Raw genomic sequence first — 255 nt, forward strand, 5'->3', positions numbered from 1 at the left:
TTCAGTTGTCAGGGCGGGGAAGGTTTTCAACGGACGTAATAAGAAGAGTAAGCGTAAGGGTAGGCGGCGTATGGAGAGGGGTACGCAACTGGGGCGTATGCTGAATACGCGGAATATCCGTAGGCAGGGGCGGCGGCGTAGGTCAGCACTGGCTCAGGCTTGGGGTTGGGGCTGGCGAAAGCCACGGCCACCAACAGAGCAATGAGGGTGAACAATTTGTAGAACATGTTAAAAGCGCAACTTGCAGGTTTTCCC

Annotated in this window: 1 protein-coding gene; it reads right to left on the reverse strand. The window is 55.3% G+C overall.

Annotated features, from left to right (window positions below; translation table 11 throughout):
- Positions 1-26: 26 nt before the first annotated feature.
- On the reverse strand, positions 27-255 hold a 229-nt coding region (locus F0L46_RS27840), incomplete at its 5' end, for a hypothetical protein (protein WP_210247705.1).

The sequence above is a fragment of the Salinarimonas soli genome, assembly GCF_008386575.1.
Lineage (GTDB): Bacteria > Pseudomonadota > Alphaproteobacteria > Rhizobiales > Beijerinckiaceae > Salinarimonas_A > Salinarimonas_A soli.